At 62.2% G+C, this 8618-nt stretch carries 8 protein-coding genes and 2 pseudogenes; 7 read left to right on the forward strand and 3 right to left on the reverse strand.

Annotated elements, in window-relative coordinates:
• The 3 genes and pseudogenes from WA989_RS16930 to WA989_RS16940 all read left to right on the forward strand — a co-directional run.
• A pseudogene (locus WA989_RS16930) lies at positions 1-336 on the forward strand (NAD(P)H-dependent flavin oxidoreductase); the annotation flags it as partial.
• A gap of 501 nt (positions 337-837) precedes the next feature.
• On the forward strand, positions 838-1725 hold the full coding sequence (locus WA989_RS16935; RefSeq protein ID WP_424341656.1) for a hypothetical protein: 888 nt from the start codon (positions 838-840) through the stop codon (positions 1723-1725).
• Positions 1726-1781: 56 nt separating this feature from the next.
• Complete coding sequence (locus WA989_RS16940) at positions 1782-3413, forward strand: ShlB/FhaC/HecB family hemolysin secretion/activation protein (protein WP_424341657.1); 1632 nt, start codon at positions 1782-1784, stop codon at positions 3411-3413.
• Positions 3414-3416: 3 nt separating this feature from the next.
• Here the strand turns inward: WA989_RS16940 and WA989_RS16945 are convergent, their stop codons facing one another.
• From WA989_RS16945 to WA989_RS16955, 3 genes are read right to left on the reverse strand one after another with little or no spacing between them, the layout of a single operon-like run.
• Positions 3417-3956: a CDP-alcohol phosphatidyltransferase family protein gene (locus tag WA989_RS16945; RefSeq protein WP_424341658.1), complete on the reverse strand. Its 540-nt coding sequence runs from the start codon at positions 3954-3956 to the stop codon at positions 3417-3419.
• Positions 3957-3971: 15 nt separating this feature from the next.
• Positions 3972-4613: a lysophospholipid acyltransferase family protein gene (locus tag WA989_RS16950; RefSeq protein WP_424341659.1), complete on the reverse strand. Its 642-nt coding sequence runs from the start codon at positions 4611-4613 to the stop codon at positions 3972-3974.
• Position 4614: 1 nt separating this feature from the next.
• On the reverse strand, positions 4615-5565 hold the full coding sequence (locus tag WA989_RS16955; protein WP_424341660.1) for a phosphatidate cytidylyltransferase: 951 nt from the start codon (positions 5563-5565) through the stop codon (positions 4615-4617).
• Positions 5566-5616: 51 nt separating this feature from the next.
• On the opposite strand from WA989_RS16955, the gene WA989_RS16960 reads away from it, so the two are divergent.
• The 4 genes and pseudogenes from WA989_RS16960 to WA989_RS16975 all read left to right on the forward strand — a co-directional run.
• A complete protein-coding gene (locus WA989_RS16960) occupies positions 5617-6057 on the forward strand; it encodes a hypothetical protein (protein ID WP_424341661.1) in 441 nt (146 codons plus the stop codon).
• Positions 6054-6701, forward strand: a complete 648-nt coding sequence (locus tag WA989_RS16965) for a CDP-alcohol phosphatidyltransferase family protein (RefSeq protein WP_424341662.1) — start codon at positions 6054-6056, stop codon at positions 6699-6701. The genes WA989_RS16960 and WA989_RS16965 overlap by 4 nt, the downstream gene beginning before the upstream one ends.
• Before the next feature lie 84 nt (positions 6702-6785).
• On the forward strand, positions 6786-7703 hold the full coding sequence (locus WA989_RS16970; RefSeq protein ID WP_424341663.1) for an SDR family NAD(P)-dependent oxidoreductase: 918 nt from the start codon (positions 6786-6788) through the stop codon (positions 7701-7703).
• A 12-nt stretch (positions 7704-7715) separates the two neighbouring features.
• Positions 7716-8618 (forward strand): annotated as a pseudogene (locus tag WA989_RS16975) (hypothetical protein); the annotation flags it as partial.

Genomic DNA, 8618 nt, shown 5'->3' on the forward strand with positions numbered 1-8618 from the left:
GGCGATACCGATACGACGCGCACGCGCTGTTATTCCGGCAAGCCGATGCGCTGCCGCACCAATGAGTACATCAATGACTGGGAAAGCCGGCCCGAAGATATCCAGCCCTTCCCGCAACAGGCGATCCACTCGACCCGGACCGGCGTCATCGGCGGCATTGGCGGGATTACCGATGAGGCCAAACTCGACGAAGACACGTCCTGCTTTGCGATGGGCCAGTCAGCGGGCGGCGTGAAATCTGTTGAGCCCGTTGCGGCCATTGTCGAGCGGATCATCAAGGAAGCCGAAGAGAGCATCAAACGCAGCCACGGCTTCCTCACCACGGCGATCGCCTGAGGCGGGTTACGCAACAGGCGCTTGAAGCATTCTCTGCGAGCGCCGAGACATGGCGCAGATCATAGTCTTGTCAAATAAATCCTTCCTCTGCGCGCCGGGGAGCGCCAGACCAGAGCAAGTATTGTCGAAGCCTACCGGCTTTGGCCTCAGAGAGCTATTCTGACCATTTCTACTATAAAGCACGCGCTATATATAACTATTCACCTCTCAGAATTCCCCATCTGGCCTTGCGAGGCGTGGGAGCCCCTTCAGTATACTGTTTTTTATCGTCATTTTTCGAACGCCTGGTGCGTACGGCCAAATTTTTAGAAATTTTGAATTTTGAGTTAGATTTTCGCAAACGTCTTCCAATCACGCCTAGGTTGCCCGGGAGGAAACAGGCCCGGCGAAGGAATGTAAGGAAACGCAATGCGCAATAATCAGTACAAAGCTCCCACTCTAATGGCATCCACCCTATTCATTCTTGGGATTTCGGCATGCAGCTCGAACGGACACCACAGAATGGCCAGCGTCGGGGCGCAGGGGCCCGTCGGCGAGCAGGGCGAACCCGGAGAGCAGGGCACACGCGGACCGCAGGGGGCGCAGGGCGAGACCGGCGATCCGTTCGGCCTTGGATCGGCCGGCGTGATCGCCGCTGGAGGGCTTGTCGGCTCTGAAGGCATTGCGCAAACAGGGCTCCTGGCCAACACAGGCGACCCGGATACATCTCTTCCGGTCGTATCCGACCTTCTCGTGACCACGGGCGAAGGGACGATGACAATGAGCGCCGAAGGTATGCAAGTTGCCTCACTGGTCGACGAGGCCCTGCCAGGCTCAACCAATGTCACCGGCACGGTGATCGGCACTGTTGAAGCGGTCGGCATGACGCTTGTGGAATCGGGTAATGGTGAACAATTCCTCCTCGACGGTCTGACCGCTGCACCAGGCTCGGCAGTCTCGCTCGGGGTTGGCGAAGCCACTCCGGTCGGAAGCGCCGAGAGCAGTGCGATGTTCGGCGGCAATCTGCTGTCGGCAAACTCGCAAGCGGACGGAGACTTCGACGCAGGCGTGGTCAGCGACGGCGAACTCGTAACCTTCGAGCCCGGCTCGGACGAAAACGCACTTTCGCCGATCAACGAGTGGGCCGGCACATCAGAGAACGGCCTCGGCGATGCGGCTGACACTCTGCTGGACGTCGGCGGCAAGGGAAAAGGCCGCGGTCTCGGCTTGGTCAAAGGCGCTCCCGGAAAAGCGGTCGGGCTGAAAGGCGTGATCGTCAAGGTAACGGATACTACCGGACAGCTTGCCGACAAAAAGGGAGCCCTGCTCTCCGAAGATCAAACGGGAAGCGGATCTCACCAGGGGGCTCTGACCGGTCTTGTTGGCGGCCTGCTCAAAGCGGACGACTAGGCAGGTGACGGAGGGGCGCCGCCCCCTCCAGTTCCGCCTGGTTCAGACATTAATTCATGCGAACAGCAGACCGTACATCGATGGTCGCCATTCTGGCTATTGCCGGAATGGCGACCGCCTTTCCGGCAAGTGCTCAGGACTTGCCGGACCATTTCCGTAGCCGTCTCGATCCCGAGCGCGAAAGGACAGATCCTGCCGCGCCCGAGACAGCCTCGCTGCCGACCGGCACGACGCAGCTCAACGCCAGTATTCCTACAGGGCTGCAGATCAGCACTGTAAATTTCCGGGGCGTGCCTGTGCCCGCGAAAGTGGCGCGCGCCGCCGAGCCCTATATCGGCCGGCCCCTGACGTCCGATAATCTTCAGACCCTGGTCGATGCCTTGTCGGATGCCTATCGCGAAACCGATGTCGCCCTGTTCACCCTTGTCGTCCCCGAGCAGGATTTCGAGGGGGGCAATGTCGATCTCCTCGCCGCCGAGGGATATGTCGAGCAGGTCAAGATTGCGGGCGACCTGACAAAGAGTGAGCAGGCGCTCGTCGCGTCTCACGCCGCGCGGCTGACCAAAATCCGCCCGGCAAGCCGCGCTGTGTATGAGCGTAATCTTCTGCTGCTCGACGATGTGCCCGGGCTGACGGTTTCGGAAAGCCTTGCCCAGGGCAGTGAAAGAGGCGGGGTGAAGCTGCGTCTGGACGCTGAACAGAAGCGCACCGATTTCAGTGTCGGATATGACAGCCGCACGACGCGCCTGATCGATCAGGGGCAGGTCAGCGGCGAAGCGGCGGGGTACGGCCTGCTTCGCGCCGGAGACCAGACGCGTCTGAACCTTGCTGCCTCTACAGACTTCGAAGATTTCCGCTATGCCAGCCTGCAGCACAGCACACCGCTCGGCACGTTTGGCACGCGCGCTTCTGTCGGCGCGGCCGAGCTGCAATCGTTTGCTGAGGACTCCGGGCTGGAAGGGCGCGCCTCGCTCTATTCGCTCGGCCTGTCCCATCCCTTCGTGCGCTCCTCGCAGCAAAACCTGCGTGCTTCACTGGTGGCCGATGTGCTGAACAGCAACAATGCGGCCTTCGGCTCGCTTCTGTCGACCGAGCGCACGCGCGCGCTGCGCGGACGGCTCGCCTATGACTGGACCCGCGGCGATACGGTCGCTGCGGCGAGCGTGCAGGTGTCGCAAGGCTTCGATGTGCTGGAGGCCCGGATATCCCAGCCTGTCGGCGAGTTGGAGTTTCTGACGGCCGATGCGAATATCAAACTGGCGCAACGCTTTGCCGACCAGTATTATCTGAGGCTCAACCTGACCGGCCAATGGAGCGATGATCCCCTGCCCGCGAATGAGCGCTTCTCGGTCGGCGGGCCGAATTATGGCCGCGCTTTCGAGAATGGGGTTATTAATGCAGACACAGGTGCAGCCGCGCTTGTCGAGGCGGCGTACCGCCCCCTGAAAACCGGGAAATTCGCCGATAGCGAAGTCTATGCCTTTGCCGACTATGCGACGGTCGGCTTTGTCGGCCGCGACCTGCCGGAGAGACAGCTCGGCTCGGCCGGTGCGGGCATACGGGCCGCCTATTCAGACTTCGGCGAACTGGGGCTGGAAGCGGCAAAGCCTTATGAGACCCCCTCGCCCGATGATGCCGATGACTGGCAGTTCAATATCAGCTGGCGCATCACATTCGATCCGCGCTGAGTGTCAGGACGCTGGACGCGGTGCGAGCGCTCTGACCGCCTGAATAATATAGCCCGCCAGCGTGACGAGGGTGAGCGCGGCGGCGGCATAAATCAGAGCTTCGCCCAGCATGGCCTGCTGGTCCCAGAACCCCGGCGCCATCATCAGGCCAAGGCCGGCAAAGGCGAGCGCGATCTTGGTATGCTCGAACGTGGACGGGGTGAGCCTGTCTGGTCCGCCAAGCGCTTCGCCAAAGGTGGAGACGGCCTGGCAGCGCGCAACCAGCACCAGCGCCGCCATGCTGGCCGGGAGGCTGAGAGCGCCCGCAATAATCAGGCCTGCTACGGCAGCCAGCGTCAGCATCCGGTCGCCCCAGAGGTCCAGCATCGCACCGAGGCGTGAGGTCTCACCCAGGTGCCGGGCGAGCTTGCCGTCGACAATGTCGAGCAGGCCGCAGGCGAGAAACAGCCCTAGCGCGGCCCAACCCGGTCCGTTGATGGCGAGCAACGCAAAGAAAGGAAGCGTCAGGGCAAGGCGAAAGATGGTGACATTGTTCGAGATCATGGCTGTGGTCTCCTCCTAGAGCCAGCGCAGCGGCGGGGCGTCGGCCCGCAGGGTTTCGATCGTGGTGCGGAGTTTGGCCATGAACTCGGCCTTCTGGCCGCACCATCTGAAGGGCGCGCCGACAATGGCGCTGCAATTGAACGGGACGATGATGCGCTTGCCGCGGGGCAGGACGCGGCCGGCGCCCTGTATGTAGACCGGCACGATGGGCGCTTGCGGAAAAGCTTCGGCGAGGCGCGCGATGCCGGATTTGAACGTGCCCATCTCTTCGGCTTCGCCGCGGCTGCCTTCAGGAAAAATCACGAGGATCTCATTATTGGCGAGCGCCGCCTTGCAGCCTGCGAGCACGTCCTCACCCTCCTTTGCGCCCTTGCGATTGACCGGGATGATCCCGATCACATTGCGCGAAAACCAGCTCGACAGCGGGGTCTTCAGGAAGTGGTCGGCGGCCGCGACAGGACGGACCTGTTTCAGGCTGCGCGAGGGAAACAGGCAGAGCATCAGCAGCGTGTCGATATGGCTGTTGTGATTGGCCGCGATGATGGCCGGGCCTTTTGTCGGCAGGTTCTGTCGACCCCGCACATCGAGACCGATGATCAGCATCGCGAAGGGCCGCACGAGAACCACGAGAATGAAACGGCGGATGAGCTGCCACATCTTAGAAACGCTCCAGTGAATAATAAGCCAGCGCATGCAGGAAGAGCGGCGCGGTGAACATCAGGCTGTCGAGCCGGTCGAGCGCGCCGCCATGGCCGGGCAGAAGCCGGCTCGTATCCTTGACGCCAAGGTCGCGTTTGATGGCCGACATGGTGATGTCGCCAAAGAAGCCCGCCACCGGCAGGACGAGGCCGACAATGACGCTCGGCCAGAAGTCCAGCGGCGTAAAGTATGGCGCGAGCAGGACGAAGATGATTGTCGTCGTCAGGAAGCCGCCAATCGCGCCTTCCCATGTCTTGTTAGGCGAGACTTTGGGGCTGATTTTATGATGGCCAAACAGCTTGCCCCAGCAATACTGGGCGACATCGTTGAACTGGGTCACGAAGATCAGGAAGAAGACGAGGCCTGCCGGGCCGGCCTCAGGCACTTCCTCAAGCGGCGTGCGCATCAGGAAGGCGACGTGTCCGAGATTGAACACGCAGACGATGACGCCCCATTGCATGATGCCGGCCGTGGCGAGGAAGCCGTCCGTGCGCCCGAGAAAGGCCATCAGCATGGCCGTGGCGATAAAGATGTAGACGGGTGGGATGACCAGGAAATAGGCGAAATTGTCGATCCAGACGGCCCAGTAGACGATCAGCACGCTCGCATAGACGAAGAGCACGACAAGGCGGTCTTCCTTGCGCGTGGGCGCGAGGGTGAGAAATTCGCGCAGCGCGATGAAGCTGATGAAGGCGAAGAGGATGGTGAAGGCCTGCCAGCCGAGCAGGAGCGCGCCGCCAACGAGGGCGCAGATCACCCACCAGCTTTTCATGCGGGGGGCGAGATCATCCGCCGCGCCCGGTTTCACGTTCGGCAGGATGAGCGCGGCCAGCGAGCCGAGCACCAGCAGGCCGAGAAGCGCAGCAAACCCGAAAACGAGCGGAAGAGGTTGCGCAGAAATCCAATCCATGTTTTAAGCCTCATTAGTTTGTGAGCGTTTACTCACGTTGGAGACTTTCTGATGCAGAAGAGTTCAGGTGTCAACAAAATTCTCAATCACACCGCGGCGCATGTCGCGGGTGCGTTTCTCGGCATGGGGAGCTGGGCGGTGTTCGCCAATAGCGGCCATCCTCTGCCGGACATGGCTCTCGCGGGACTGGTTCAGGGCACGCTATCGGGCCTGATCACGCTGGTCATGAAGAAATGTCTTGAGGCGCTTTCGGCCCGGTTTGCGGGCGCATCCGCGCCGCTTGCGATCATGGCGCCGCCGTTCACCGTGTGCACGGTTTCTACCGCTGTGCTGATCGGGACGCATGCACTCGCGGGCACGCCTGAAATCCTCGCGACGATCGCTGTACCCGCCAGCGTCGCTCTCACTTATGCCATCATCTATTCGTACAGCCTCTGGCGCCAGAGAAAGGGCCAGACCGGAAAGGACGGCAACAGAAAGGTTCCAGCATGACCAATGAGCTTCTTGATATCCGCCGTCCGATCAGATCGCGCGAGTCCAGCTGGGCCGTGCAGGCCGCAAAATGGCTGGCTGCGAAGGACGTCACGCCAAACCAGATTTCGATGGCGAGCATGGGCTTTGCCGCGGTTGGCGGCCTCGCCTTCTGCCTTGTTCCGCACATTGACGGCGTCTTGCGCGTCTTTCTGCTACTCGTTGCGATTGCAGGCATTCAGGGCCGGCTCCTGTGCAACCTCTTTGATGGCATGGTTGCGGTCGAACATGGTGCAGGCGGCAAGGACGGGCCGTTCTGGAACGAGTTTCCCGACAGGGTCTCGGACTTTCTGCTGCTGACCGGCGCAGGCATAGGCTGCGGCCTGCCATGGCTGGGCGTGGTGGCGGCCGCGCTTGCGATCTTCGTTGCCTATGTCCGCGAGCTTGGCCGGGCGAATGCCCTTCCGGCTGACTTTGGCGGGCCGATGGCCAAGCAGCACCGGATGGGCGCGCTGACAGCCGCCGCAGCGCTCGCCCTGTTCGAGCCGCTCTGGGGCGGCTCCGGCCTGTTGCTGAGCGTTGCCCTGGCGATCATCGCGCTCGGCTCGATCCTGACGATCTACCTGCGCGCCAAGCGCCTGATTGCGGGTCTGAAAGCGCAATAAAGTCGCAACGCCCGCGCTTGCCAAGTTCGCTCAAGGGTGGTGGAAATCGCCCGGTATCAAAAAAGCGACCTTTAGGAGGATTTGATGGGCGTTCTGGACGGAAAAGTGGTGCTCGTCACCGGCGGCGGCAATGGCATCGGCAAGGAGTGCGCCCTGCTGGCCGCGAAAGCGGGTGCGAGAGTCGTCGTCAATGATCTTGGCGGCGGCCTGTCAGGCGCCGACGAAGGCGATGCGGGGCCGGCCGAGAAAGTCACTGCGGAAATCCGCGCTGCTGGCGGCGAAGCGGTGTCCAATTCCGACAGCGTGACCGACTACAAGGCCGTAGAAGGCATGGTCGAGCAGGCCAAGGATGAGTTTGGCGGCCTGCATGCCATCATGAATCCGGCCGGCATCCTGCGCGACGGCATGTTCCACAAGATGTCCGAATCCGACTGGAAAGCGGTCATCGACGTTCACCTCAACGGGACGTTCAATGTGACCCGCGCCTCGATCAATGAGTTTCGGGACCAGGAAGACGGCGCCTATGTCCTCTTCACCTCCACGACGGGTCTGATCGGCAATATCGGACAGGCCAATTACGGCGCCGCCAAGCTCGGCATTGCCAGCCTGTCGCACATCATCGCCATGGAAGGCGCGCGCAAGAATGTCCGCTCCAACGTCATCGCGCCGTTCGCCTGGACGCGCATGATCGCGTCCATCCCGGTGAAGGATGAAGCCGGCGCCAAGCGCGTCGAGCGGATGAAGAATGGCATGCGCGCCGACCAGGTCGCCCAGTTCGCGATCGCGCTTTGCGCCGATGGAGCGAAGGATGTGTCCGGCCAGATTTTCTCTGTGCGCGGCAATGAAGTCATCCTGTTCAACCAGCCACGGCCTGTGAAATCGGTCGCCCGGCTTGAAGGCTGGACGCCCGAGACCCTCATCGAGCAGGGCCTGCCGAGCATGCAGGGCAGCTTTACCGATCTTGGTCCAACGACCACAGTCTTCCCCTACGAGCCGATCTAGGGACTACGCAAAATGCAGGGTGAGGCAGGTCCGGCGGAGCCAGAAACCGTCATCAAGGAGTGTATCGTCCGCGATGGCGAGGAGTTCTGCCGGACGGTCTCACCCGATGGTGCCGCTGATCCGGGTACGGCGGCCGTCACCCAGACTGATTATCTCGCCTGGGCGAGGCCGTTCCTGAATGATCCGGTAGGCTGGGCGAATACGCATCTCCTGAACCTCGACACGCTGATCCCGCTCTCGATCCAGCTTGGCGCGATCGTGGCCGCGCTTGTCATCGGCATCGCCTTGGCCATCCCGCTCCGCAAGCGGGTCGCCGTGCTGGTGCGGCGCCTGCCTGACAATATTTCGCGTCACGTCCACGAGACGCTCCCGCAACTCGTGCGCCCGGCGCTCTGGGCGGCGCTGCTTTATCTGACGCAGGCCATATTGAGCGCAGCCGGCCAGGACAGCTCGCTGGTCAGGATCGCGACATCGCTGGCGCTTGCATGGCTGCTGATCCGGGTGGTTACGACCTTCCTACCAGAATTCGTCCGCAAGCCGCTCGCCTGGACGATCTGGGTGTTCGCGCTGTTTTACGCGTTCGGTGTGCTGGACGATGTGATCGACTGGCTGTCGAATGTCGGCCCGCCCTTTGCCGGCGGGCGGATCAGCCCGATCTTCATCGTCCAGGCGATCGCGACGGCCGCCTTCTTCCTGTTCATTGCCAACTGGCTGGCCAGCCGGCTGAAGACGCGTGTGCATGCGCTGCCCAAGGTCGAGCCGTCGCTGCGCATCCTGATGTCGAATGCGCTGCAGATCGGCCTGTTCTTCGGCGCGGCGCTGCTCACGCTGGCGGGGCTTGGCATTCCGCTCTCAGGGCTCGCCGTGATTGGCGGCGCGGTCGGGGTGGGCCTCGGCTTTGGCATGCAGCAGATC

The organism is Henriciella sp., from assembly GCF_049649345.1.
Classification (GTDB): domain Bacteria; phylum Pseudomonadota; class Alphaproteobacteria; order Caulobacterales; family Hyphomonadaceae; genus Henriciella.